Source organism: Phyllobacterium sp. A18/5-2 (genome assembly GCF_025452215.1).
Lineage (GTDB): Bacteria > Pseudomonadota > Alphaproteobacteria > Rhizobiales > Rhizobiaceae > Phyllobacterium > Phyllobacterium sophorae.
Window position 1 is genome coordinate 384588 of sequence record NZ_CP104968.1, and the last position, 22668, is coordinate 407255.

General features: G+C 61.5%; 18 protein-coding genes and 6 pseudogenes. 10 read left to right on the forward strand and 14 right to left on the reverse strand.

Going from position 1 to position 22668, the window contains the following annotated elements:
- Positions 1–6: 6 nt before the first annotated feature.
- On the reverse strand, positions 7–1236 hold the full coding sequence (locus tag N8E89_RS28210; protein WP_262263448.1) for an iron-containing alcohol dehydrogenase: 1230 nt from the start codon (positions 1234–1236) through the stop codon (positions 7–9).
- Positions 1233–2267 (reverse strand): Ldh family oxidoreductase, encoded by a 1035-nt coding sequence (locus tag N8E89_RS28215; RefSeq protein ID WP_262263449.1) that lies wholly within the window; start codon positions 2265–2267, stop codon positions 1233–1235. Before N8E89_RS28215 ends, N8E89_RS28210 begins: the two co-directional genes overlap by 4 nt.
- Before the next feature lie 92 nt (positions 2268–2359).
- Here N8E89_RS28215 and N8E89_RS28220 point away from each other — a divergent pair, with 92 nt between their 5' ends.
- Together N8E89_RS28220 and N8E89_RS28225 are read left to right on the forward strand one after the other, a co-directional pair.
- Positions 2360–3058, forward strand: a complete 699-nt coding sequence (locus tag N8E89_RS28220) for a GntR family transcriptional regulator (protein ID WP_262263450.1) — start codon at positions 2360–2362, stop codon at positions 3056–3058.
- A gap of 57 nt (positions 3059–3115) precedes the next feature.
- The gene (locus N8E89_RS28225) at positions 3116–3709 is read left to right on the forward strand and encodes a DJ-1/PfpI family protein (protein WP_262263451.1); all 594 of its coding nucleotides are present in this window, start codon (positions 3116–3118) and stop codon (positions 3707–3709) included.
- 73 nt (positions 3710–3782) lie between these two features.
- On the opposite strand, the pseudogene N8E89_RS28230 reads toward N8E89_RS28225, so the two are convergent.
- The 4 genes and pseudogenes from N8E89_RS28230 to N8E89_RS28245 all read right to left on the reverse strand — a co-directional run bounded on the left by N8E89_RS28230 (position 3783) and on the right by N8E89_RS28245 (position 7497).
- Positions 3783–4971, reverse strand: a pseudogene (locus tag N8E89_RS28230) (M24 family metallopeptidase).
- Between the two features lie 33 nt (positions 4972–5004).
- Positions 5005–5418 (reverse strand): cupin domain-containing protein, encoded by a 414-nt coding sequence (locus tag N8E89_RS28235; RefSeq protein ID WP_262263452.1) that lies wholly within the window; start codon positions 5416–5418, stop codon positions 5005–5007.
- A 26-nt stretch (positions 5419–5444) separates the two neighbouring features.
- A pseudogene (locus tag N8E89_RS28240) lies at positions 5445–6288 on the reverse strand (phosphoenolpyruvate hydrolase family protein).
- A gap of 12 nt (positions 6289–6300) precedes the next feature.
- Positions 6301–7497: a Tm-1-like ATP-binding domain-containing protein gene (locus N8E89_RS28245; protein ID WP_262263453.1), complete on the reverse strand. Its 1197-nt coding sequence runs from the start codon at positions 7495–7497 to the stop codon at positions 6301–6303.
- Positions 7498–7595: 98 nt separating this feature from the next.
- Between N8E89_RS28245 and N8E89_RS28250 the strand changes: the two genes are divergently transcribed.
- The 7 genes and pseudogenes from N8E89_RS28250 (at position 7596) to N8E89_RS28280 (ending at position 14323) form a co-directional block, all read left to right on the forward strand.
- Complete coding sequence (locus N8E89_RS28250; RefSeq protein ID WP_262263721.1) at positions 7596–8237, forward strand: TetR/AcrR family transcriptional regulator; 642 nt, start codon at positions 7596–7598, stop codon at positions 8235–8237.
- A 371-nt stretch (positions 8238–8608) separates the two neighbouring features.
- Positions 8609–9919 carry an ABC transporter substrate-binding protein gene (locus N8E89_RS28255; RefSeq protein WP_262263454.1) on the forward strand — a complete coding sequence of 437 codons (1311 nt, stop codon included), beginning with the start codon at positions 8609–8611 and terminating at the stop codon, positions 9917–9919.
- Positions 9920–10072: 153 nt separating this feature from the next.
- A complete protein-coding gene (locus tag N8E89_RS28260) occupies positions 10073–10978 on the forward strand; it encodes a carbohydrate ABC transporter permease (RefSeq protein ID WP_106667154.1) in 906 nt (301 codons plus the stop codon).
- Position 10979: 1 nt separating this feature from the next.
- Entirely contained in the window at positions 10980–11939 is a 960-nt protein-coding gene (locus N8E89_RS28265) for a carbohydrate ABC transporter permease (protein ID WP_262263455.1), read from the forward strand.
- Entirely contained in the window at positions 11936–12139 is a 204-nt protein-coding gene (locus tag N8E89_RS28270) for a hypothetical protein (RefSeq protein WP_113171651.1), read from the forward strand. Before N8E89_RS28265 ends, N8E89_RS28270 begins: the two co-directional genes overlap by 4 nt.
- Positions 12136–13246 (forward strand): annotated as a pseudogene (locus tag N8E89_RS28275) (ABC transporter ATP-binding protein). The gene N8E89_RS28270 and the pseudogene N8E89_RS28275 overlap by 4 nt, the downstream one beginning before the upstream one ends.
- Positions 13246–14323: pseudogene (locus N8E89_RS28280) on the forward strand (ABC transporter ATP-binding protein). The pseudogenes N8E89_RS28275 and N8E89_RS28280 overlap by 1 nt, the downstream one beginning before the upstream one ends.
- An 83-nt stretch (positions 14324–14406) precedes the next feature.
- Here the strand turns inward: N8E89_RS28280 and N8E89_RS28285 are convergent.
- From N8E89_RS28285 to N8E89_RS28300, 4 genes and pseudogenes are all read right to left on the reverse strand, one after another.
- Positions 14407–15381 carry a 2-hydroxyacid dehydrogenase gene (locus tag N8E89_RS28285; RefSeq protein ID WP_262263456.1) on the reverse strand — a complete coding sequence of 325 codons (975 nt, stop codon included), beginning with the start codon at positions 15379–15381 and terminating at the stop codon, positions 14407–14409.
- A gap of 22 nt (positions 15382–15403) precedes the next feature.
- Positions 15404–16097, reverse strand: a pseudogene (locus N8E89_RS28290) (FadR/GntR family transcriptional regulator).
- A gap of 2 nt (positions 16098–16099) precedes the next feature.
- Positions 16100–17270: pseudogene (locus N8E89_RS28295) on the reverse strand (mandelate racemase/muconate lactonizing enzyme family protein).
- A 54-nt stretch (positions 17271–17324) separates the two neighbouring features.
- Positions 17325–18212: a sugar phosphate isomerase/epimerase family protein gene (locus N8E89_RS28300; RefSeq protein ID WP_262263458.1), complete on the reverse strand. Its 888-nt coding sequence runs from the start codon at positions 18210–18212 to the stop codon at positions 17325–17327.
- A 342-nt stretch (positions 18213–18554) separates the two neighbouring features.
- Between N8E89_RS28300 and N8E89_RS28305 the strand changes: the two genes are divergently transcribed.
- Positions 18555–19406 carry a sugar phosphate isomerase/epimerase family protein gene (locus tag N8E89_RS28305; RefSeq protein WP_262263459.1) on the forward strand — a complete coding sequence of 284 codons (852 nt, stop codon included), beginning with the start codon at positions 18555–18557 and terminating at the stop codon, positions 19404–19406.
- Positions 19407–19417: 11 nt separating this feature from the next.
- Here the strand turns inward: N8E89_RS28305 and N8E89_RS29640 are convergent, their stop codons facing one another.
- From N8E89_RS29640 to N8E89_RS28315, 4 genes are all read right to left on the reverse strand, one after another.
- Entirely contained in the window at positions 19418–20089 is a 672-nt protein-coding gene (locus N8E89_RS29640; RefSeq protein WP_410010474.1) for an EAL domain-containing protein, read from the reverse strand.
- Between the two features lie 52 nt (positions 20090–20141).
- A complete protein-coding gene (locus N8E89_RS29645) occupies positions 20142–20537 on the reverse strand; it encodes a diguanylate cyclase domain-containing protein (protein ID WP_410010475.1) in 396 nt (131 codons plus the stop codon).
- 74 nt (positions 20538–20611) lie between these two features.
- Positions 20612–20929, reverse strand: coding sequence for a hypothetical protein (locus tag N8E89_RS29650; RefSeq protein WP_410010476.1), 318 nt, complete (start codon positions 20927–20929; stop codon positions 20612–20614).
- Positions 20930–21202: 273 nt separating this feature from the next.
- On the reverse strand, positions 21203–22666 hold the full coding sequence (locus N8E89_RS28315) for an aldo/keto reductase (protein ID WP_262263460.1): 1464 nt from the start codon (positions 22664–22666) through the stop codon (positions 21203–21205).
- Positions 22667–22668: the final 2 nt, after the last annotated feature.

A 22668-nucleotide genomic window follows, 5' to 3' on the forward strand; every position in this document is an offset into this window, starting at 1 on the left:
TCAAGGTCAGAGGGCGGAAGCGGCCAGGTCGCCGTCATAGGCGGCGCGCACGAGGCCGCGCATGGCGGCCGAATCGAAGGAACGCGGATTGTTCTTGATCAGCCGACCGATGCCGAGCGCCTGCTCGGCGGTCCAGTCGAGCCGGTCTTCCGGCAGGCCGAGCCCGGCGAGCGCCGGCGAGATGCCGATCGCGGCGAAGAGGCGGCTCACCTCGCCGATCGCCGCATCGGCAAGGGCCTCCTCGTCCTCCACCCCGGCGGGATCGAGGCCGAGCGCCCTGCCGACAACAGCGATTTCCGCAGCGGCGACGCGGCGATTATAGGTCATCACATAGGGCAGCATGGTCGCGACCCCGAGACCGTGCGCCGTATGGGTCACGGCACCGACCGCATATTGCACCGCATGGGCCGCGGCGGTGCCTGCCGTGCCGAAGGCGCAGCCTGCCGCGAGCGCGCCCATCATGACATCGGCACGCGCATCGATGTCCGAGCCGTCGGCGACGGCCTTTTCCAGACTCCGGCTGAGGAGCCGGATTGCATGCAGTGCGAACTGGTCGGAGAGATCGCTCTTACCGACGAAGACATGCTGCTGCGGGAGTTCCGGATCGCCGGGGCGGCGCATGGCCGTGAAGGCTTCGATCGCATGCGTCAGCGCATCCGCACCGGTAGTCGCCGTGAGACCCGGCGGGCAGGAGACCGTGAGTTCCGGGTCGCAGATCGCCGCTGCGGCAACGAGATAGGGGCTCGAAATGCCAACCTTCAGCGTGCATTCGGGATCGGAGACAACCGCGACAGGCGTGACCTCGGAGCCCGTACCCGCCGTCGTCGGCACGGCAATGACCGGCAGGACGGGTCCTGGTACCTTGAACTCCCCGTAGTAATCGCCGAGCCCGCCGCCATGGGCGAGCAGCAGCGAGGCGCATTTCGCCATGTCGAGGCAACTGCCGCCGCCGATGCCGATCACCATGTCGGACGCAAAGCCGCGCGCCGCCTCCACGCAATCCGCGACCGTATCGCGCGGCACGTCCGGCAGCGTCTGGTCATGCACCAGTACGGTGATGCCGGCCGCTTCGAGCGCGGCGATCATTTCCGCGAATACGGGTGTCGCGGCAAAGCGCGTATCCGTGCAGACGAGTGCGCGCCGGCCGGTCCTGCCGGCGACACTCGCGAGCGCATGACGCTGGCCGACGCCAAAAAGGATTTCGCGCGGCAGCCTCAGGACGGCAAACAGGCTCATGATCTTTGTCCTTCGAAGGCCAGAATACGGGAGCGGGAATGCGCGTTGAGGTCTTCCCAGAGGCGCTGGTCGATATCGAATCCGTTGCGGCCCGCCGTTTCCCTCCGCCGGCGGGCACGATCGCCCGGAACGAGCACCGGCTCGCCGGCCTTGGCGGGCGGTGAGGCGCGCACGGCATCGAGATAGGCCGACAGCCGTGCCGGCAATCCCGACGTCAGACTGGGCTCGATCAATATGAAGACATCACCCTTGTTGCATGGCGAGTGGCTGTCCAGTGTGCCGCGCACATCAGGCGCAAGCGCCGAGCCCGCAAGGGCTGCCACCAGCAACTCCATGGCGATGCCGAGGCCGTAGCCCTTCGCGTCGCCGAACGGCGCAATCGCGCCAGCCTTGGCACGAACCGGATCGGTCGTCGGGTGGCGCTCCGCATCGCGTGCCCATCCTTCCCGAATGGGCCTGCCGGTCGCCGCGTGATGATTTATCCTACCCATGGGCACGAGGCTGGTCGCGAGATCGAGCACGAGCGGCTCCTCGGCGGTCGGCACAGCGACCGCAACGGGGTTTGTGCCAAGCATGGCCCGCGTACCGCCGAAAGGATGGACCTGCGACTCGCTCGACGAGAGCGCAATGCCGATGAAACCCATCGCGGCGATGGCCTCCACATAATGCGCGAGCATGCCGAGATGGTTCGCATTCCGCACGGCGACGAGACCGATGCCCAGATCGGGAATGTGGGGCGCGAGCCGCTCGATCGCGGCCATGGCGACGACAGGGCCTAACCCCGACGAACCCTCCACCTCAATCACGGCATCCGCCCGCCAGCGCTGCGTGCCCTTCGTCTCGGGGTCAATGACACCGCGCTCGATCCGTTCGACCAGTTGCGGAAGGCGGTGCAGGCCGTGCGCAGGGTGCCCCTTCATCTCTGCGGTCACCAGGACGCGAGCCTGCAGGACCGCATGGTCACGCGGCGCGCCGTGCGCTTCCAGCAGGCGGGTGGCGAGCGCAAGGGCTGCTACTTCGGATATCCGCATATTTTTCCCCTATATTAATCGTATAGGATATAGGATTGTATTATCCGCAGCATCGTGCTAGCGATTGGACCTGTCAAGAGGCAATACAGCAGATGATTTTGACGAGACCTAAAGAACCATCAGCGGGCACGACCCAGATACCGCGGGCCAACAGCCTGGCCGGCGACGTCTACGAAGTGATCTTCAACCAGCTCATGTCGTTGAAGATCACGCCGGGCGCGCGCATCACGGTCGACGACCTGGTCAAGGAATTCAACGTCTCCCACACGCCGATCCGCGAAGCGCTCGGTCGGCTTGAAGGCGAAGGTCTCGTCGTCAAGCAGCATCTCGTCGGCTTTCGTGCCGCACCCCAGATCACGCGCCACCGCTTCGACGAACTCTATGAACTCCGCTTGCTGCTGGAGCCCGCCGGCGCTGCCAAGGCGGCCCAGTCGATGGACGACGAAAGGCTCGCTATCCTGACGGAGGCCGCAGGCGTGATGACGCGCAGCGACAACAGGGACGAGCGGGCGAACTATTCGGCTTTCGCCCGAAAGGACGCCATCTTCCACGACCGTATCATGGAATTTGCCGGCAACGAGCTGATCCGCGAGACGCTGACATTCCAGCACACGCATTTCCACATCTTCCGCCTGATGTTCCATCGCCGCGTGACCGAGGAGGCGCTCGGCGAACACCAGACGCTGCTCGATGCCTTCGCGGCTCACGACCCCGACGCTGCGGCGAACGCAATGCGCATCCATATCGAACATTCGCGCGGCCGGCTGCTGCCGGCATTCGATGCATTCTGAGAAACCCGGCGGGCCCAATTAAGCGCCTGCCCGACCTGACAACGAGGAGGAGAACCCATGCCAGGCAAGAAAATCCTGATGCTCACCGGCGATTTCACCGAGGAGTACGAAATCTTCGTCTACCAGCAGGCCATGGAGGCCGTCGGCCATACGGTGCACATCGTCTGCCCGGACAAGAAGGCCGGCGACATCCTCAGAACGTCGCTGCACGATTTCGAGGGTGACCAGACCTACACCGAAAAACTCGGGCACAACGTCACCATCAACAAGACGTTTTCCGAAGCCGAGAAACAGCTCGACCAGTATCACGCCGTCTACTGCGCCGGCGGGCGCGGGCCGGAATATATCCGCACCGACAAGCGGGTGCAGGCGATGGTGCGCCATTTCCACGACGAGAAGAAGCCGATCTTCACCATCTGCCACGGGGTCCAGATCCTGATCGCGGTCGATGGCGTCGTTCGCGGCAAGAAGGTGGGCGCACTTGGGGCCTGCGAACCCGAAGTCACCCTGGCAGGCGGCACCTACATCGACCTCTCTCCGACCGAGGCCTATGTCGATGGTACGATGGTTTCCGCCAAGGGTTGGACGGCGCTCGCCGCCTTCATCCGCGAATGCCTGGAGGTGCTGGGAACGGAAATCCGCCACACCTGAGACGACGGGACCAAGAAACGAAAGGCCCGGCAGATGACAACTGTCGGGCCTTTCTTTGCGGTTGGGCTTGCAATCACACTCCGCCGCGGTTCCAGCCGCGGCCGCGGTCGCCGAACATCTCGTAGCCGCCATGGGTGATGGCGAGCGTGTCCTCCAGCTTGATGAAGCCGCGCTTCGGGTGAAGCATCGTCGTCTCGACCGAGATCACCATGCCGGCTTCCAGCGGCCTGTCGGCATCGATGCCCTCATAGGCGACGGGGTGGTTCGTCATGAGGAACGGCGCTTCGTGGCTGATCAGGCCCATGCCGTGGCAGAAGAAGTCGGTGAAGGCCGCCGACGGCGAGGCCTTGAGCACGGCTTCAACCGCCACGATCATCTCACTGCCCGCGGCCCCTGCCCTGACCCTGGCGAAAGCCGTCTGCTGGATGGACTCCACCTCGGCCAGAAGGTCCTCAAGCTCCGCATCCGGCTCACCGAGCACGCCCATGCGGCAAAGGTCACCGATGTAGCCGTGATAGTTACCGCCGGAATCGATCGACAGCACCTCGCCTTCGGCCCAGGCCTGCGGCGAGGCGGCGCGGTTGTGGCTGGATCCCAGCGTCAGCAGGCAATATTCGAAATGCAGGCCGCGGTTCGTTTCCTCCCGCCGCAGTTGCTCGATGATCTCCGTCTTCGTCGAGCCAGCGCGGGCCGCCGCGATCGTCGCCAGCATCGAGTCGGTGATCAGTTCGGAGGCGCGCCTCAGCTTTGCCAGTTCATCCGGCGTCTTGACGGCCCTTAGCCGCTCCAGCGCATGCGTGGCATCGGCGAGATCGCGCGCCCTCCAGCCGCGAGGCAAGGAGGTCGCGGGCGTCGGACGGCAGGAAGGCCGGCTCGATGCCGATGCGCCCGCCGGCCTTGCCGATCTTCTTCAGGTGCTCGACGGCGAGCCCGGCGGCATCCTGCGTGCCCCAGGTCGCCGTATGCACGGCGGGCGTCCAGAACGGATTGTTCTTGTGCTCTCCGCCCTCCATGCGGTTGCCCACATAGGCCGAGTGGTCCGGCGCGCCCTTATCGTAGATCACTATTGGCAGATACCGGCTATGGCCGATTGCATCCATGGCCGCGAAGAAGATGAACTTGTAACCGCCCATCAGATATTGCGTGTTGTGCTTGGAGGTGGCGACGATGACGTCGATACCGGCTTCGTCCATGAGCCGGTCGAGCTTGGCCGTATCGAACGGCGGCACGGCGGGCCTTGTTTCCTCTGCATTAATGTTCATCGTTTTTCCTCCCAGAAGATGTGTGGCCCGGCTTCACCAGCCCGGCGGCAGCAGGCGGAAGTCCGGCAACTCGCGAAGCGCAAGCTCCGGCCCCGCCGGCGAATAGACGACAAAGAGCTGCATGGGCTCCGCGCCGGTATTCTTTGTCGAATGGAAGCGGCTTTCCGGAACATAGATCGTGCAGCGGGGGCCGACCTTCGTTGTGATCGGATTGCCGTTCTCATCCTCAACCATCTGCTCGCCCTCGCCGGAGATGACGAAGATGATCTCCTCCGCACCCGGATGATTGTGGCGGGCATGGCCCTCGCCGCTCGGCAGGTCCACGACACCTCCGGAAAAGCGGCTGGCGCCGTTCACCTCTGGCCCCACCGTCAGCGACAGCTTGCCCCAGTCGAAACCGAAGGCGCTCACATGCTGTGGATAGATGAAGTACTTGGTCTTTGGCATGAAATGGTCTCCTCCCGTGTCCTTCCTCAGACGACCGCGCCGATGGCGATCGCCTTGAAATCTTCCGTCTGCTTGCGGATCGCCGCCTCTGCCGGCAGGCGCTCCATCGAGCTTGCGCCGTAAAAGCCGTGGCAGCCGGGGCAACACTCCAGGATGTAGCGCGCATCCTCCGGCATGGAGATCGGGCCGCCGTGGCAGAGCACGATGACGTCGTCGCGCACCGAGCGAGCGGCCTTGGTGATCGCCGTGATCTCATCGACGCAGTCATCGAAGCGACTTGCCGGAGGTGGCGCCGATCGTGCCGCCGGTCGTCACCCCCATATGCGCCACAACGATGTCGGCACCGGAAACCGTCATGTCGATAGCCTCGCGCTCATTGAAGACATAGGGCGTGGTCAGCAGGTCAAGCCCGTGGGCGGTGGCGATCATCTCGACCTCCAGACCGTAGCCCATGCCCGTCTCCTCGAAACTTTGCCGCATCCGGCCGTCGAAGAGGCCGATTGTGGGGAAGTTCTGCACGCCGGAAAAGCCCATTGCCTTCAGGTCGGCGAGGAAGCGCGGCATCAGCACGAAGGGGTCCGTGCCGTTAACGCCGGCAAGCACCGGGGTCTTTTTGACGACGGGCAACACTTCGACCGCCATGTCCTTCACGATCTCGTTGGCATTGCCATAGGCGAGCAGGCCGGCCGCCGAACCGCGCCCCGCCATGCGGTAGCGCCCCGAGTTGTAGATAATGATGAGGTCGATGCCGCCTGCTTCCTCGGCCTTAGCGGAGATGCCCGTGCCGGCGCCGCCGCCGACAATTGGCACTCCCGCTGCGATCATGCCGTGGAATTTTTCGAGGATGGTCTTGCGAGGTATGGCTGGCATCGATTTTGTCTTTCAGGGGTTGGCGATGTCACAATAGGCCGCGACGGCGGCCTCTGCGAATTGCGGGTCGTTGATATGGAGCGGCAGGCGGACGATGCGTCGCGCCGCCGTTGGCTTCACGGTCGCCTCTAGCGCGGCAAAGAGCACGGCGTCGGCTTGCGGATCGAAGAATGCACCGCCTTCGATGTCGAGGGCCGAGACGCCCTTCTCGGGAATGAGGAAGCGTACGGGGCCGTAGCAGAGATTGAGCTTCTCGCCGATCCAGCGCCCAATCTGCGCACATTCGGCCGACGTCGTGCGCATCAGGGTGACGTTCGGGTTGTGGCGGTAGAACAGCCGGCCGGCATAGCGCTCCGGGACCGTCTCCGGCGCCCAAAAGTTCACCATGTCTAGCGCGCCGACGGAGCCGACATAGGGCAAACCCGTGCGAGCGATCGCGCCGAAACGGTCCGGGGTGGCAGGCAGGACGCCTCCGAGAAGCAGGTCACAGACCTCGGTCGTTGTGATGTCGAGCACTCCCGAGACAAGCCCGCTGTCGGCAAGCTTCTCCATCGTGCGCCCGCCCGTGCCAGTGGCGTGGAAGACCAGGCAATCGTACTCCGCCCTGAGGCGCTCGACCATAGCGGCTACGGCAGGTGTCGTTACCCCGAACATGGTAAGCCCGAGGGCCGGTTTCGATGCGGTCACCTCAGCGGGCCGGCTGGCCATGGCCGTAATCGCCTGGGCTGCATTGTGCAGGATGACCCGGCTCAGCCGGTTCAGGCCCGCCATGTCGGTGACCGAAGGCATCATCACGATATCGGAAACGTCGACATAGGGAGCGACGTCGCCGGACGCGAGTGTCGAGACCATGATCTTTGGCAGGCCGAGCCGCAATTGGCGCATGCCCGCGGTGATGATCGAAGTGCCTCCGCCGCCACCGATACCGATGACGCCGGCAATGTCCTGGCGCTCAATGAGGAAGCGCGAGAAGGCGATGCCCATCGCCTCGACCGCCCTGCCGCGGTCGTCGCAGGCAAGGACGGCTCCAACCCCCTCCGGATGGAAGGCCGCAACTGTCTCGGCATTTATATCAAAGGCAGCCGCAGGCGCGCGCGTGCCGACATCGACGCGCACCACACCACCGCCCGCCGTCTCGATGCATGCAGCCAGATAGGCAAGCTCCTCGCCCTTCGTGTCGGCCGTACCGACTACGTAGATGTGCTTCATTTCTCCTCCGCGACCGGCGGATTTCCACCCAGCCATGTCTCACATTCACAGCACTCGATGGCCCTTGCAAATTTGTGAGACGAGCGTATCATAAAGATATGCATGTCTCACGTCAACAGAACGAAACCGCCAGAACCGCCGAGCGAGGCCCGCGTGCCCGCACGCGAAAACTGATGCTCGAAACGGCAACGCGGCTCATGCAATCCGGCATCACTCCTTCAGTAAGCGAAGTCGCCGAGGCTGCCGAAGTGTCGCGCGCAACGGCCTACCGTTACTTTCCAAGCCAGGCGGCGCTCGTCCACGCGGTGGTGGACGAGGCTCTGGGGCCCATACTCGACTGGTCGTCCGACAGTCCCGATGCACGTACCCGCGTTGCCGATCTGCTGGCGACCGCGATGCCGCGCATCGACGAGTTCGAGGCCACCTTCAAGGCGGCGCTGAAGCTTTCGCTGGACCAGTGGGCGCAGCGCCAGGCCGGCACGATCGGCAACGAGCCGCTGTTCACGCGCGGCCACCGCGTCGACCTGCTGAAGTGCGTGACTGCGCCCCTGCAGGGCACCGTGCCGCCCAGATCCCGGGAACGCCTTGCACAGGCGCTCTCCCTTGTCTTCGGCGTCGAGGTGCTGATCGTGTTGAAGGATATCTGGGGACTGACCTCCGAAGGCGCGCAGTCTGTTGCCGAATGGGCGGCCAAGGCGCTCGTTGACGCCGCGATACGGCAGGCGGAGAGCGAGGCATGACATGGGCGATCCTCCGACTTGAAGCGAGAACTGGTTCGACCAGTTTAGTTAATATTCTTATTGTGTCGTTGTCCAGATCGGCGATCGCGAATCAGAATGTGCGACGACAAGATGGCTTCAAGAAAACCCGCAATTGTTGGGCGATATAGAAACTTTGAAGACGAGTCTTGGCGGAAGCCCGCCAAAAGTTGCTCTTGACGATAATGGCATTTGGTACTACCAGATTAAGGGAAAAGTATTCAGGCCTGAGATCTGAAACGGAGCGAAGGGCCGGGGAAGACCCTCAGCGGGACCACCACCCAGGAGGATCGGCAAGCTGGATCGGAAGACCCGCAACGAAGCGGAAGCGTGCATAAATGGGAGGAAACGTTATGCGCAAAACTGTGACCGGCCTTTTGGCCGGTGTAGGCTTGATGCTCGCCAGTGGCACGTCCGCTCTGGCACAGGAACTGACGATCTTCTGGGCCGAGTGGGACCCGGCAAACTATCTCCAGGAACTCGTGAACGAGTACGAGGCTCAAACGGGCGTGAAGGTCACTGTCGAGACCACGCCGTGGGCCGACTTCCAGACCAAGGCCTTTACTGAGTTCAATGCCAAGGGCTCGGCCTACGACATGGTCGTCGGCGACAGCCAGTGGATCGGCGCTGCGTCCGAAGCCGGGCACTATGTCGATCTCACCGACTTCTTCAACAAGCACAAGCTGAATGAAGTCCTGGCGCCGGCGACTGTGAAATATTACTCCGAATATCCTGCGAACTCCGGAAAGTATTGGTCGATCCCTGCTGAAGGCGACGCCGTTGGTTGGTCCTACCGGAAGGACTGGTTCGAGGACCCCAAGGAGATGGAAGCCTTCAAGGCAAAATACGGCTACGATCTTGCCCCGCCAAAGACATGGGCCGAGATGCGTGACATTGCCGAATTCTTCCACCGTCCAAACCAAAAGCGCTACGGCATCGCCATCTACACCGACAACTCCTATGATGGTCTTGTCATGGGTGTCGAAAACGCGATCTTCTCCTATGGAGGAGAACTCGGCGACTATCAGAGCTACAAGGTCGACGGCATCATCAATTCGGAGAAGAACGTCAAGGCGCTCGAAATGTATCGTGAGCTCTATGGCTTCACACCTCCTGGCTGGGCCAAAACCTTTTTCGTCGAGAACAACCAGGCGATCACCGAGAACCTGGCGGCGATGAGCATGAACTACTTCGCCTTCTTCCCGGCTCTGGTGAACGAGGCGTCCAACCCGAACGCCAAGGTCACCGGCTTTTTTGCCAACCCGGCAGGTCCGGGGGGTGAGCAGTTTGCAGCGCTCGGCGGTCAGGGTATCTCGGTTGTCTCCTACTCGGAGAACCAGGAAGAGGCGATGAAATTCCTCGAATGGTTTATCAAGGACGAGACCCAGAAGCGCTGGGCCGAACTCGGCGGCTACACGGCAAGCGCAAAGGTGCTTGAATCGCCGGAATTCCAGAATGCGACACCCTATAACAAGGCCTTCTACGAGACCATGTTCAAGGTGAAGGACTTCTGGGCGACACCTGAATATGCCGAACTGTTGATTCAGATGAACCAGCGCATCTATCCCTTCGTCACCGCCGGTGAAGGAACGGCGAAGAAAGCGCTCGACTCTCTGGCAGCCGACTGGAACGCTACCTTCGAGAAATATGGACGACACAAGTAGCAGAGTTACGTGGAGGGGCCCGCCCCTCCCTTTTCATTTTGCATCTCCGCGCCAAAGGGGCGTGGTTCGAGCGGGCGCGGCGCCCGGCATTAACTTCGCGCATCGTGATGCTCGTTCCGGCATCCGGCGCCGAACTCTCGGAGGAGGAGAGTATTGGCCACCGCAGTCATGACATCGCTGGACACGAAATCGCGTGCCGCATCCCGCGGCATGAGCGACATCCGGATCCGCAACCTCTTCATCATTCCGACGATTCTGTTCCTAATCGTCTTCAACATCTTTCCGCTGATCTATTCGCTCGGCTATTCCTTTACCGACTTCCGGGCCTCGTCGAACGCGCCGGCCAATTTCGTCGGCCTGCAGAACTACCGCGAGCTGCTGAACGACCCCTTCATCTGGTCTAACTTTGCCATCACCGCCAAATATGTGATCGTCTCTGTGACGGGGCAGGTGATCGTCGGCTTCGGCACTGCAATGCTGCTCAACCGCGACATTCCGCTGAAGGGTCTGCTGACGACGCTGCTCCTGCTGCCGATGATGCTCTCGATGGCGGTGGTCGGCCTTTTCTGGAAGCTGCTCTACGATCCGTCCTTCGGCATCATCAACTATTCACTCGGCCTCGGTTCCTTCGAGTGGCTGTCTAATCCAGACATGGCGCTCTATGCGGTCGCAATCACGGACATCTGGATGTGGTCGCCCTTCGTGATGCTGCTATCGCTCGCGGGGCTTTCGGCCGTGCCTAAGCACCTCTACGAGGCAGCGGCAATCGACCGGGCGGGGCCGTTCTACACCTTCTTTCGCATCACACTGCCGCTGGTGGCGCCAATCCTGATGATCGCAATCATCTTCCGGACCATGGAAGCCTTCAAGACCTTCGACCTAGCCTACATCCTGACCAGCCAACCGACGACCGAAGTGATCTCGATCCGGCTCTACAAGATGGCCTTCCAGGAGTGGCAGACGGGGCGCTCCTGTGCACTCGCCTACATCGTGCTCATCATGGTGCTCGCCATCACCAACATCTACGTCAAGTACCTCAACAAGGTGAAGGAGCGCTGAGATGGCTGCCGTTCAAACCCGCTCCGAACGCGCGCTGAACCGGGTGGCGATCGTTGCCGTGCTGGTCATCACACTGATCTTCCTGGCGCCGATCTACTGGATCACCTCGACGGCCTTCAAGCCGCGCAACCTCGCCACCACCATTCCGCCGACTGTGCTCTTCGAGCCGGAAATCTCGCCCTTCGTGAAGCTCTTCACCAAGCGCTCCCAACTGCGCGAAGCGCCGACTCCTGAAGAATATGCCGCCGCCCCCTGGTGGGAGCGCATGGTGTTCGACGGCGGTGAGAAGATCGTCCGCTCCGGCCGCGGCGAAATCCAGCCGTCCGGCTATCCGAACCGCTTCATGAACTCGCTGATCGTTGCTATCACGTCCACAGTGCTGGCCGTCGGCATGGGAACCTTCACGGCCTATGGCTTCTCGCGCTTCAGCGTGAAAGGGGAAGCTGACCTTCTCTTCTTCATTCTGTCGACGCGCATGCTGCCGCCCGTCGTCGTGGCGATCCCGATGTTCCTCATGTACCGCGCCGTCGGCCTCAACGACACGCACTGGGGCCTGATCATACTCTACACCGCCTTCAACCTTTCCTTCTCCGTCTGGCTGATGAAGGGCTTCATCGACGAGATCCCGAAGGAATACGAGGAGGCCGCACTCGTCGATGGCTACACCCGCATGCAGGCCTTCTTCAAGATCGTCATCCCGGAAGCCGCCACGGGCATTGCCGCCACCGCTGTCTTCTGCTTCATCACGGCCTGGAACGAATATGCCTTCGCGCTGATCATGACGAACCGGCGGGCGCAGACCGCACCGCCCTTCATTCCGAGCCAGGTCGGCTCCGGCCTGCCGGACTGGACGGTGATTGCCGCTGGCACGTTCCTGTTCCTGCTGCCGGTCGCCATCTTCACCTTCCTGCTCAGGAACCATCTCCTGCGCGGCATGAGCTTCGGAGCGATCCGCAAATGACCTTCCGCGCCCTGAACCAGAAATATCTCGAACCCGGTTCGCAGTACATGATGATCTTCGGCATCATCGCGCTCTGCCAGCCCTGGAACCCGTTTCTCCACCGTTACGGTCTGACGGTGACACTCGTCGGGCTGATTGCCTTCATGGTGACGACAAAGATCCCGCGGGACGAGCAACGAGACGAAGGCAGCCATTCATGACGCAGATCGAACTTCGTGGCATCCAGAAATATTTCGGTGCCGTCCAGGTCATCAAGGACCTTAATCTCGCCATCTTAGACAACGAATTCATCGTGCTCCTCGGCCAATCTGGCTGCGGCAAGACGACGACGCTGCGCGCCGTCGCGGGCCTGGAGACCATCGACGAAGGCGACATCCTGATCGACGGTCAGCCGGTGCAGCATATCAAGGCATCCGACCGGGACATTGCCATGGTGTTCCAGTCCTTCTCGCTCTATCCGCATATGACGGTCTACGAGAATATCGCCTTTCCGCTCCGCGCCACCCGAATGAGCCGGAATGATGTCGATACGTCGGTCCGCGAGATCGCCGGCGTGCTGCGCATCACGGGCCTGCTGGGCCGCAAGCCTTCGGCGCTATCAGGCGGCGACATGCAGCGTGTTGCGATCGGCCGCGCGCTCGTGCGACGGCCAAAGGCCATGCTGATGGACGAGCCAATAGGTGCGCTGGACGCGAAGCTGCGCGAGGAGATGCGGGCGGAAATCAAGCGTTTGCACATCAAGCAGGGCTCGACCACCATCTACGTGACTCACGACCAGGTGGAGGCCATGTCGCTCGCCGACCGCATCGTCATTATGCACGAGGGCATCCTCCAGCAGGTCGGCACGCCGGACGAGGTCTATTCGCAGCCCGCCAATATGTTCGTCGCCCAGTTCGTCGGAAGCCCCGTCATGAACATGGCGCAGGCGACCGTCAGCGAAACGGGCGGCCATGCCAGCGTGCAGGTCAGCGGCGGTGTAATGGGCTTCGAGTTCCCGGCCGCCCTTGCCAACCGCCTCTCGGACGCCAGGTCCGAAAACGGCAAGTTGACGCTCGGCGTCCGACCTGAGGGCGTGCTCATCTCGCGCGAGGCCCGCGAGGGCTTCATGCCGGTCGAGGCGCACATCATCGAACCGCTCGGCTCGCACGACATCGTCGACCTGAAGGTCGGCGACCAGATAATCAGGGCCCGCACCAAGAGCGGATTCGTGCCCGGTCCGGGCGAAGCCGTCTGGGCACGAGATCGACCCCGCCCAGGCGCATTTCTTCAACACGGCGACCGGCTCGTCACTCGGGATCAGACTCTGATGGCGCATATCGAACTCAAGAGTATCACCAAGACCTTCGGCAACCACACGGCGCTGAAAAACATGAACATCGACATCGCCGACGGCGAGTTCTTCGTATTGCTCGGCCAGACCGGAGCCGGCAAGACAACGACGCTGCGCCTGATTGCCGGTCTCGAGAAGCCGACGGCAGGGCAGATCTTCATCGACGGGCAGGACGTCGCCGACTGGGGTGCCGCCGAGCGCGACGTGGCCCTGGTGCTCCAGCAATATTCGCTCTATCCGCGCTATACGGTGCGGGAGAACTTGGAATTTCCACTGAAATCCCGCATCCGCCGCGTCGAACCCGCGGAGATCAAGGAACGCGTCGACCGGGTTGCTAAAACCCTGAGCATCGAGCACCTGCTCGACCGCAAAACTGACCGGCTGTCGGGCGGCGAGATGCAGCGCGTCTCAATCGGCCGGGCGATCGTGCGCAAGCCGCGCGTCTTTCTGATGGACGAACCGCTTTCGGCGCTCGACGCAAAACTGCGCGAGGCGCTGCGCACTGAGCTGAAAAACCTGCAGATGAACCTAGGCGCAACCTTCCTGTTCGTCACACACGACCAAATCGAGGCCATGTCGATGGGCGACAAGATCGGCGTGCTAAACAACGGCCATCTCGTGCAGACGGGCACGCCGCATGAAATCTACAACAACCCGGTCAACACCTTCGTCGCCCGCGCCGTCGGCTCGCCGCCGATGAATTTGATCGACGGAAAGCTCGCCGGCGGCGAGGCAGTATCGAACGATGGCTACCGCCTGCCCTTCGGCAGCGGTCACGGCATCGCCACGGATGGACGTTCGCTGACCTTCGGCATCCGCCCCGAAGACCTGCAACTCGAACGCGGCGGTCCCGGTGGAGGCGACGGTGCACGACATCGAGAACCACGGCGTCGCCAAGATCGTCACGCTGCGCACCGGCGAGAAGTTCATCCACGCGACCGTGCCGGCGCAGACGGTGCTTCGGATCGAGGATACGGTTCGCTTTTCGTGGAATCCGGAGAAAGTCGTGCTGTTCGACAGCGGAAGCGGCGTCAGCCTGCGGCACGCGGGCTAACCTGATAGGTCCGAAAGATGCCAGCGGCCCCGTGACACCGCAGGGGCCGTTTGCGTTTCGGATTGTCGCGAAGGGGCTCCAAGCTATGGCGGAAAGCGCCGGCGATAGTGTTCGACCACTTGGGGATTGCGCAGATTGACGGGCAGTTCGCCCTTCATGACGCGCAGGGCTTCGCTTGCCGCGCCCGTTCCCATGCGCATCATGCTCTCATCCGTAAGACCGGCGAGATGCGGAGTGACGATGACATTGTCGAAGCCGAAATAGGGATGGTCGAGCGGAAGGGGCTGGGTTGCGAAGACGTCGAGCGCGGCTCCGCCGATGCGCCCATCGCGCAGCGCCTCGATCAGCGCCGCGTCATCGATCACCGGGCCGCGCGAGACGTTGACCAGAATGGTATCGCGCTTCATCCGGCCAATGCGCCCGGCATTGAGCAACCCGGTCGTCTCCGGCGTCAGCGGGCAGCAGAGCACGACGATGTCGGCCGTCGCGACGAGTTCGTCGACCGGCAGGAAGCGCGCACCATCCGGCACGCTTTCCGGCGACCGGCTCGTGGCGACCACCTCCAGGCCAAAACCGAACTTCGCGATCCGGAAGATCGCCTTGCCGACATTGCCCATGCCGACGATGCCGATGGTGCGGCCGCCGAGGTCCACAGCCGCGTCCGACTGGCCGCGGCCCGCCGCCCAGCCCTTCTGCCGCAATTCCCTGTCCATCAGGCGGAAGCGCCGAAGCAGGGCCAGCGTCACGAGGAAGACGTGCTCGGCGACCGTCGGCGCATTGACGGCCGGCACGTTGGCGACAAGCACGCCGGCGCGGGTCGCCGCATCCATCGGCACCATGTCAAGCCCGGCGCCATGGCGGATCGCAGCGCGAAGCGCCGGCGCATCCTCGAAGAAGGCCGGCGGGATCGGCGCGCGCACGACGACGATGCCCGCGCCCCGCCCTTCCCGCAGCAAGGTTTCGGGATCGGGGGCGGAGGCGACTCGCAGATCGCTGGAGGCCTTAAGCATAGCCTCGGCCGCGGGATGCAGGGGGTGTGTGGAAAAGATGAAGCTCATCGGCCCTCCCCGCCGGCTACGCCTATCCGGCGGCCGTCGAAGGCCCCGCCGATGAGACCCTTCCAATAGCTTTCCGCACCTTGGAGGTGGGCGTTCATCAGCGCCTGGGCGAGATTGCCGTCGCGGGCAAGCAGCGCCTCGTAGATGCGGATATGTTCCTCATGCGAGCGCCGGCTGCGGGCGGCGTCACTAAAATAGATCGGCAGGCGCTGTTCGCCCATCATGTAGTAGACGCTGCACACGCGATAGAAGACGCTATTCTTGGTGGCCCGGACGATCTCCAGATGGAAATCCCGGTCCTCGCGCGCCAGCCCCTCGCCAGCGGCAAGCTTCGCCTCGGACGCGGCGAGGATATCGCGCAGGCGCTGGTAATTCTCTTCCGTCGCCCGTATGCAGGCGAGTTCCGCGGCCTTGATCTCATGGATCTTGCGAAGCTCCACGGTCTCATAGATCAGGATCGGATCAAGCGGCACGCCGGCGCGGGCAAAAAGTGCCATGGCCTCTACGCTCGCCTCCGTGGTTGTCAGATAGATGCCCGACTTGGCGCGGCGCTCGACGATACGCATCGCCTCCAGGACGGCCAGCGCCTCGCGGATCTGGCCGCGGCTGACGCCGAAATGCTCCGCAAGCTCCCGCTCCGAAGGCGTGCGGCCGTTGCCGCTCGAATTCGAGAAAAGATATCCCGCGAGATCGGAGAGGAGGGAGTTTTCTTTCATCGTCACCGTCTTTGCGCGTGAGCCTTCAGGACCCGCTGATTGATCGTGAAGCCCAGGCCGGGTCTATCAGGAATCTCTATCATACCGTCCTTCACCGACACAGTTTCCTCGACAAGATCATGGATCATCGGATCTCGCGCCGAGCGAATATTCGATGACGAAGCTTGCCGGGGAAGCCGCGCACAGGTGCAGGCCCGAGAAGAAACAGGGCGCACCGGCCCACAAATGCGGTGAGAAACGGAGGTTGAAGGCGCTGGCGAGCGAACTGATGCGCATCGACTCCGTTATGCCGCCGCAGAAGGCCGGATCGGGCTGGAATATATCGGCGGCGCGCAGCATAGCAAGATCGCGGAAGGCAAAACGTGTCGCCTCACTCTCACCCGCGGCGATCGGCACGTTACCCGCCGCGCGCACCTCCGCCATGCCCGGCTTGTCGTCGGCGATCACCGGTTCCTCGAACCAGGCGAGGTCGCAATCCGCCACCATCTGGATGAAGCGCTTGGCGTCTGCGACGGTGTAGGTGCCGTGCGCATCGGCCATAAGGTCGACGTCGGGGCCGATCGCCTCGCGGGCCGCCCGCACTCGCTTCGCCGAGACATGCGGCGCACGGTCCATCGCGCCGACACGCATCTTGACCGACTTGAAACCGCCGGCCGCTATATAGGATTGGAGCTGCTCGCCGATCCGGTCCGCACTCTCCCAACCGCCCGAGGCATAGGCGGGCAACCTGTCCGCCTTGCGGCCACCCAGCAGCTTCCAGACGGGGACGCCGAGCGACTTGCCGAGAATGTCCCACAGCGCCATATCGATCGCGCTGATCGCCGCGACGGACAGGCCGCGCCGCGCGATCTCCGGCATGGCGTGACCCGAAATCGCCGCCATCTCATGGCGTACGCCGTTGTAAAGCATCTCCCATATGGCGGAGATGTCGGCGGGGTCACGGCCGACGATCTTCGGTCCCACCTCGTGGTTCAGCATATATACCAGCGTGCCGTAGGTGCCTGCACTGCCGGCGGCATTCTTTCCTTCTCCCCAGCCAACGATGCCGTCGTTCGTCTCGATACGCAGGATCGCGGCGTCGAAGGTCGTCAGCCGGCCGAAGTCGCTGCGGTGTTGGCGGGTCGTCTCGATGGGAATCTTCACCCACCAGGCCTCTACGGTCTTGATACGCATGTGTCGGATCCCCCTTCACGACCCGCAGGCCGCAGGGCATATGCCTTTCCGTTCTTACTTGATCAGCGGCAGGATGGTCTCGGCGGTGATCCGCATCTGATCGTCGTAGAACTTCTCGGTGAGAAGGCTTGAGCCGTGGTCCTGGATGAACTTCAACTGCTCCGGCGGAATGTCAACGGGGTTGCGCTCCACCATGTCCGGATATTTGGCGGCCGGCGTGCGGTCAACAGGCGCGACAAACTCGTTCGTCACCGCGCCGTCGTAACCGATCTCCTTCAGCGCACCGATGATCCTTGGCCAGTCGAGTTGGCCGAGGCCGGCAGCGAAGCGATTGTTGTCGGCAACATGAAAGTCGAAAAGCCGCTTTCCGGCAAGACGGATCGCCTCATACATGTCTTCCTCCTCAATGTTCAGGTGGAAGGCATCGAGGCAGACGCCGCATTGGGGGCTGACGGCATCGGCGAGCGCCAGCGCCTGGGCGGCACGATTGAAGAAATAGGTTTCGAAACGGTTGAGCGGCTCGACGGCAATGCGCACGCCCTTCTTCTGGGCATGGGCAAAACACTCTTTGGTGGCATCCACCACCCACGTCCACTCTTCCTCCTCGGTCCCATCCGGAACCACCTTGCCGACTGTCGCCGGGACGAGGGTGACGATTTCGCCCTCAAGTTCGCTGACCATGGAGATGACGCTCTTGACGTAGTCCACTGACCTGGCGCGCTGGCCTTCGTCCCTGGCGGCAAGGTTGCGTTCGCCGAGCGTCAGCGTGACGGCGCCCCAGCAGCGGATGCCGTGTTCCTTCAATAGTGCGCGCGTCTCCTTGACGTCGTACTGTGTCGGCTCACCGGATATTTCGATGCTCTCGTAGCCATATCTCTTGATGCGCTTCAGCGTAACGGCGAGCGGTTCCGCCCGCATCCAGTTGTGTGTCGAAAGATGCATGGGGTCCTCCCAGACTGTTGCAGCTCACTCGACCGCCGAGGGTGGCGGCAAAACGGTGACCTTCTCGTCGGCCAGCCCCGTCGCCTTCGGCAATCTGGTTTGGCCAATCGTTGGTTAGTTAAAAGCTCTATCGGAATTTCTCACCCTCTTCAAGACGGAACGATAAATGGAGATATATCTTATTATACCTATGTTGAATGTTGTATTTTGGATTTTAGCTAAACCTGCAGACTAGCGAAGCGGAGAATTGACTTGACCGAATTTTCAATTTTGGTATTACCAGATTACGAAACTTGATATTGAAACACTGCGCGGTGACCGACGGGGCCAGAGGGAGGGGACATGAAGATCGGCATGTGCATGTTCCTCTGGACGACGAGTGTCGCCCGGAAGCACGAAGGACTGTTGCGCGACATCAAGGACACGGGGTTTGATGGCGTCGAGATTCCAATCTTTTCGGGCACGCCCGACGACTACCGTCGGCTGGGGGCCCTGCTCGACCGGATCGGCCTGGAACGGACCTCCGTTTCCGCCATGGGCGACCCCTCGATGAACCTGATCGCCCCTGACGCCACGACCCGCAGACGCGGCATTGACTACATGAAATGGGCAATCGATTGCAGCGATGCGCTCGGCGCCACGATTCTGAGCGGGCCGCTGCACTCGACGCTCGGCAAATTTTCCGGAAGCGGGCCGAGCGCGGCTGAACTCAAGCGCTCGGTCTCCTCGCAACGCGCGATCGGCGATCATGCAGCAAAGCACGGCGTCACGATCGGGCTTGAGGCGCTGAACCGATTCGAATGCTACCTGTTCAACACGATGGACGCCCTTGCGGCCCATGTCGACGCGGTCGGGCATCCGAATATCCGCGCCATGTATGACACGTTCCACAGCAATATCGAAGAGACCGATCCCATCGGCGCCTTCACGCGAAACAGTAACCGCATCGTCCATGTCCACATTTCGGAGAATGACCGCGGCGTACCGGGGCGCGGCAACATTCCCTGGGCGGAGACGTTCAGGGCGCTACGCGCGAGCGGCTACGACGGCTGGCTGACAATCGAGGCCTTCGGCCGGGCGCTCAAGGACCTTGCCGCCGCGACAAAGGTCTGGCGCGACTTTTCCGAGACACCGGAATCGGTCTATCGCGAAGGCCACCGCCATATCCGCGATGGATGGCACGCGGCGGCATGAACGCCAATCGATCAGTCTGAATTTCGATCGGGGCAGGGCTGCACGGCCGCGTCACTCCACTCTCTCGGGTTGACGCTCGGAAGCGAAGGACCACATTTCGAGCCAAGCGGATGACGGTGGGCCATGCACACCGAAACAGGAGGTCTCATTCGCGGGAGGTATAGGAATCCATTAGGCTCTTTCCGGGCCTGTTCGGCTTCTGAAATTGGGCGGCGCTGAAGACATTGGTCCATTTGCCGACCCTTCCTGCACCTGGCGACATTCCGGGCGCGCCGGAATGCGGCAGCGTCTCGATCGATGGCAATCGCGTGGATGCCAACTGCCTTCAGTTCCGTCAAAGTGTCAAACGTCTGTTCATTCTTGTCCAGCAACACAGATTCGGTGATCCCAAGCTCAAGTCGGTTCGGATCGAGACCACTTTGAGTGAGTATGGTAACGATACTCTGAATGAGATTTTGACTGCGGAATTGTACTGGCGACAAATTGACCGCAACTTTGAGCGACCTTGGCCAACGGGTTGCCTCCAGGCAAGCTGTTCCTAAAACCCAATTCCGCAATTCATGGATTAGCCCAATATTTTCGGCGACCGGGATGAATTCTGATGGGGAGACTTGGCCGCGTATCGGATGAAACCACCGCAAGAGGGCTTCGTAGCCACAAATTTCGCGTGTAATCGTGTTCACTTGCGGTTGATAGAATATTTCCAGCTCTCCATTCCGCAGGGCCTGCTTAAGATCAGCCTCGAAGGACTTTTTTCTCCGTCAATTTCGTTTGCATCTGGGATTGGAAGACACACGCATGACCTGAGCCGAGAGACTTTGCTTCGTAGAGCGCGAGGTCCGCGTGCTTGAACAGTTCATCTGCGTCGGATTCCGCGTTCGATATGGCAATACCCACGCAAGTACCGATTTTGATCTCCCGTTCACTGACATGGTAGGGAACACTGATTTCATCCATCACGTGGCGTGCGAAATCAAAAACCTGTTTCTCGGTGAGACCCGCGCTCAGGATCGCGAACTCATCGCCGCCCAACCGGCAGATGAGGTCACCTTCGCCGCTGAGTTTCGTGAGGCGACTTGCGACGGCCTGAAGGAGGTCGTCCCCCACGTCATGATCCAGCGTATCGTTCACATCCTTGATCCATCGAGATCAAGGAGAAAGATCACAGCAGTTGGTCCCCCAGCTATCGCTGCTTTCAATCGCGCTTACAGGTCCGTGGGAAACAAAATACGATTGGGGAGCCCGGTGAGCGCGTCATGGTGGGCAACATGCTTCAGACGATAGTTTTGTAGCTTCAATTCCCCTGACGCTTCGCGAAGATTGTTCGTCAGGTCCTTCATCTTGCGGTGAGTACCGTCCAGGAGGCTGTTGTGGCGCAGGAGCAGAACAACAAGTCCCTCCCCGCAGAGAATAAGCCCACCTGCAAGCCCGGTATAGATCAGATGGAGCTGTCTCAATTCTGCCTGGGCAGCGTCGATCAAGCCCACATCGTACTCAACCGCAGTGGATGCAAGCGCAGTCATGGACGCATCCAGAACGGACATTGACTGCAGCAATGTCGCACGGTACTTAACTAGGATCTTCCTCAATCTGTGTGAAGCTGGCGTGATGGACTGTGACGGGTGCGGGCGCATTCTCTCTAGCCAGGTCCGTGTCTACAATTACGCTGACTTGTGGGCTGAAGCGGTCATTGTGTTCAAGATAAAGAGAATCGAACCTGCGCCTCCAATGTGCGGCAGTTCGGATACTAGGGGACGGTCGCGCCAAAAATGTCCGATTCCCAGCTCGATAACGCCCTACGGGCAGACAGCCTCAACCTCGATTTCCACTTCGTAGTCCCCGACCAGATTGCCCGCTTGAAGCAAGGTATTTGCCGGAAGTATCCCGGAAAACACTCGCCCATGCGCGCGGGACACCGGCTCCCATTTGTCGACATCCCGCAGGTAAACACGTGTTCGAACGACGTCATCAATCGAACCGCCCAATGCTGCAATCGACGCAGCAATCTTGTCGAGGATATAAGTTGCCTGTGCACCGGCGTTCCCCGGCGCCACACAACGGTCAGAGGCATGAGTTGCCGTTGTCCCGGAAACAAGGATCCTGTCGCCCACGCGCAGGGCGCGGCTGTAGCCTGCGAGCGGCTCCCAGATACTGCCGGTTGACACACGCATTCGGCCGGGCTTGCCAGGAACAGATTCCGCCTTAAATACCGACGGGACTGCATCGAGGTGATGACTGAGATCACCTGAGGCAGTCAGAAACGGGGGCTTTCTATACTCATCGCCGCAATCGCCGGGTATTGGCAGTGTTGCGGCAAAGGCAGCGTCGAGCGCAGCATTATCCTCATCATCAAGCGAGAACCGGAAAACATTGAGATTGTCGTCCCGATGTTCAGTTTCACCGAGGCGAGCGCCAATAATGACGGCAGCAACAGCCTCGTGCTCAAGAACCCAGCGGCTCGCGATGTTGGACACCGAGACCTGATGTTTGTCTGCGATTGCCGCAACGGCGGTCAGAATGCCCTGATACGCGCGCCATCTGCCGGCAGCGTCGATGAATCGCTTGTATTTGGAGCGGCTCCAGTCAGCAATTAAAGCTGGTTCGGGCTGATCCAGCCATTTTTCCGAAAGAAAGCCGCCGCACAAAGTACCGTAGGCCAGAAGCTTAACGCCGGTTTGTCGGCAAAGTTCCGAGAGGGCACCGGCTGCCCGGCGATCGATGAGCGAAAAGGAAACCTGATTAGTGGCAATCTTGATACCGTCAGCCAAGGCCACTGCCAGATGTGCTGCATCAAAATTGGTAAGACCTAGAGCCTCGATCTTGCCTTCCTCGCGCATCCGCTCCATTTCGTGCAAGGCATCGAGCCATGCAGGATGTTCGAAGGTCCACCAATGGAATTGCAGCAGATCGATCTTGTCGACACCGAGCCGTGACAGGCGCTCCTCGATGCCTTTTCGCACCACCTGGCGCGTCATCGGACCCGGTTCGGGGCACCATTTGGTAAAGGCCACGGGCCTTTGTTCGCCCCCGTCATATCGTGACAGCAGGCGGCCAGTAATCAATTCGGCACTGCCATAATGATCGGCCATGTCAAAGGTATCGAAACCCGCCTCTACATAAGCGCGCAGTGCATCGGCCCCCTTGCCAGGATCCATAAGCGTGCCATTTTTCTCGATATCCGCAATCTGCCAAAGGCCGCAGACCAGACGACTGATATCAAGCGTTCCCGTCAAGGAAATACGATGTGGAGTGGTGGTCATGC

Excerpts from the sequence above, each read along its gene's own strand:
- N8E89_RS28315 (WP_262263460.1), bottom strand. The coding sequence starts at position 22,666 with ATGACCACCACTCCACATCGTATTTCCTTGACGGGAACGCTTGATATC.
- N8E89_RS28255 (WP_262263454.1), top strand. The coding sequence starts at position 8,609 with ATGCGCAAAACTGTGACCGGCCTTTTGGCCGGTGTAGGCTTGATGCTC.
- N8E89_RS28265 (WP_262263455.1), top strand. The coding sequence starts at position 10,980 with ATGGCTGCCGTTCAAACCCGCTCCGAACGCGCGCTGAACCGGGTGGCG.
- N8E89_RS28300 (WP_262263458.1), bottom strand. The coding sequence starts at position 18,212 with ATGCATCTTTCGACACACAACTGGATGCGGGCGGAACCGCTCGCCGTT.
- N8E89_RS28215 (WP_262263449.1), bottom strand. The coding sequence starts at position 2,267 with ATGCGGATATCCGAAGTAGCAGCCCTTGCGCTCGCCACCCGCCTGCTG.
- N8E89_RS28220 (WP_262263450.1), top strand. The coding sequence starts at position 2,360 with ATGATTTTGACGAGACCTAAAGAACCATCAGCGGGCACGACCCAGATA.
- N8E89_RS28225 (WP_262263451.1), top strand. The coding sequence starts at position 3,116 with ATGCCAGGCAAGAAAATCCTGATGCTCACCGGCGATTTCACCGAGGAG.
- N8E89_RS29650 (WP_410010476.1), bottom strand. The coding sequence starts at position 20,929 with ATGACTGCGCTTGCATCCACTGCGGTTGAGTACGATGTGGGCTTGATC.
- N8E89_RS28270 (WP_113171651.1), top strand. The coding sequence starts at position 11,936 with ATGACCTTCCGCGCCCTGAACCAGAAATATCTCGAACCCGGTTCGCAG.
- N8E89_RS28305 (WP_262263459.1), top strand. The coding sequence starts at position 18,555 with ATGAAGATCGGCATGTGCATGTTCCTCTGGACGACGAGTGTCGCCCGG.
- N8E89_RS28245 (WP_262263453.1), bottom strand. The coding sequence starts at position 7,497 with ATGAAGCACATCTACGTAGTCGGTACGGCCGACACGAAGGGCGAGGAG.
- N8E89_RS28250 (WP_262263721.1), top strand. The coding sequence starts at position 7,596 with ATGCATGTCTCACGTCAACAGAACGAAACCGCCAGAACCGCCGAGCGA.
- N8E89_RS28285 (WP_262263456.1), bottom strand. The coding sequence starts at position 15,381 with ATGAGCTTCATCTTTTCCACACACCCCCTGCATCCCGCGGCCGAGGCT.
- N8E89_RS28235 (WP_262263452.1), bottom strand. The coding sequence starts at position 5,418 with ATGCCAAAGACCAAGTACTTCATCTATCCACAGCATGTGAGCGCCTTC.
- N8E89_RS28210 (WP_262263448.1), bottom strand. The coding sequence starts at position 1,236 with ATGAGCCTGTTTGCCGTCCTGAGGCTGCCGCGCGAAATCCTTTTTGGC.